1 protein-coding gene is annotated in these 1,864 nt (G+C 72.4%); it reads left to right on the forward strand.

The genetic code is table 11. The features are described 5' to 3' along the window. The first annotated feature begins 143 nt into the window (after positions 1-143). Positions 144-1,859 carry a family 43 glycosylhydrolase gene (locus FNQ90_RS28540; RefSeq protein ID WP_182607892.1) on the forward strand — a complete coding sequence of 572 codons (1,716 nt, stop codon included), beginning with the start codon at positions 144-146 and terminating at the stop codon, positions 1,857-1,859. Positions 1,860-1,864 lie beyond the last annotated feature (5 nt).

The following is a 1,864-nucleotide window of genomic DNA, read 5'->3' on the forward strand; positions in this document are numbered from 1 at the left end:
CCGTCCACCGCGTCCGCACACCCGGGCCCACGCCCCACCACAGCCCCATCAGCAGTCCCACAGCAGTCCCACAGCAGTCACCCAGCAGCCTCGCAGTACCCGAAGCCCCACCAGCACGCCCCCGCCCTTCCGATGGAGAGCCCGTGTCCCGCCGGATCACCTCCCGCCACCTGTTCGCCGCCTTCACCAACGCGAGCGAACGCACCCTGTACCTCTACGGCTCCGACGACGGCGTGCACTTCCACGACCTGGCCCCGGCCGCGTACACCCCGGCGAACGGCATCCTGCGCGACCCCTCCGTCATCCACCGCGCCGGACGCTGGTGGATCGCCCACACCACCGCCTGGGAGGGCGGCACCTTCGGCATCATCTCCAGCGAGGACCGCCTGAACTGGCGGCACGTCGCCGACATCGAACACGGCGTGCCCTGCCACAACACCTGGGCACCGGAGTTCTTCACCGAGCACCCCGACGGCCGACCGCGGATCATCGTCTCCATCTCCGCCGGCCAGACCTCCGCCACCGGCTTCCAGCCCTACGTGCTGACCGCCCTCGACGACACCCTCACCCGCTGGACCGACCCCGTCCCCCTGGACGGCCTCCACCCCGACGAGGCCGACCACCGCAACGGCTGGATCGACACCTGCGTCGTCCACGAGGACGGCCGCTTCCACGCCTTCGTCAAGGACGCCACCGCCGAACGCGTCGAACACGCCGTCGCCCGCCACATCACCGGCCCCTGGAACCTCCTGGACGACGCCGCCCCCGTCCCCCCGAACGGCGAACACCTGGAGGGACAGACCGTCTTCCGCCTCGACGGCGGCGGCTTCCGGATGTTCCTCGACTCCTACCTCGAGGGCCGCCACTACTGGAGCGACAGCCCCGACCTCACCACCTGGACCCCGCCGCGCGAGATCCCCCGCCTGTCGGGCACGGTGCGGCACGGCTCGGTGTGGCGGGAGACCGCCGACCTCCTGCCCGGCGACACCAACCCCGTCCTCCCCGGCTACCACGCCGACCCCGCCGTCCTGCACTCCGCGGGCCGGTTCTGGATGTACCCCACCACCGACGGCGTCGCCGACTGGGGAAGCACCTCCTTCGGCGTCTTCTCCTCCACCGACCTCGTCCACTGGAGCGACCACGGCACCGTCCTCGACCTCGCCGACATCGACTGGGCCGAGGGCCGCGCCTGGGCACCGGCCGTGGTGGAACGCGACGGCGCCCACTGGATGTACTTCTGCGCCGACCAGCAGATCGGCGTCGCCCGCGCCGACTCCCCCACCGGCCCCTTCGTCGACGCCCTCGGCAAGCCCCTGATCACCCGCGACGCCTACGGCCACCAGGCCATCGACCCCGCCGTCCTGGTCTCCGCCGACGGCACCGCCCACCTCTACTTCGGCCAGGGCCGCTGCCGGGTCGTGCGCCTGGGCGCCGACATGACCTCCTTCGACGGCGAACCCGTCGACATCACCCCCGCCGGGTACAACGAGGCCCCCGACGTCTTCGAACGCGAGGGCCGCTACTACCTCACCTGGTCCGAGAACGACACCCGCAGCCCCGACTACCGGGTCGCCTGGGCCGTCGCCGACCACCCCATGGGGCCCTTCACCCGCGCCTCCGCGCCACTGCTCACCAAGGACCCCGAGCGGTGGATCATGGGCACCGGCCATCAGGCGGTGGTCCGCGTCCCCGGCCGCGACGAGTGGTACCTCGCCTACCACCGCTTCGCCCGCCCCGGCGGCGACGGCACCCACCGCGAGGTGTGCCTGGACCGGCTGCGGTTCACCGTCGACGGACGCCTGCGACCCGTCACCCCCACCCTGCGCGGCATCGACCCCATCGCCCCCGTCGAGGGGTGATGGAG

Source organism: Streptomyces alkaliphilus, from assembly GCF_014141535.1.
GTDB classification, from domain to species: domain Bacteria; phylum Actinomycetota; class Actinomycetes; order Streptomycetales; family Streptomycetaceae; genus Streptomyces; species Streptomyces alkaliphilus.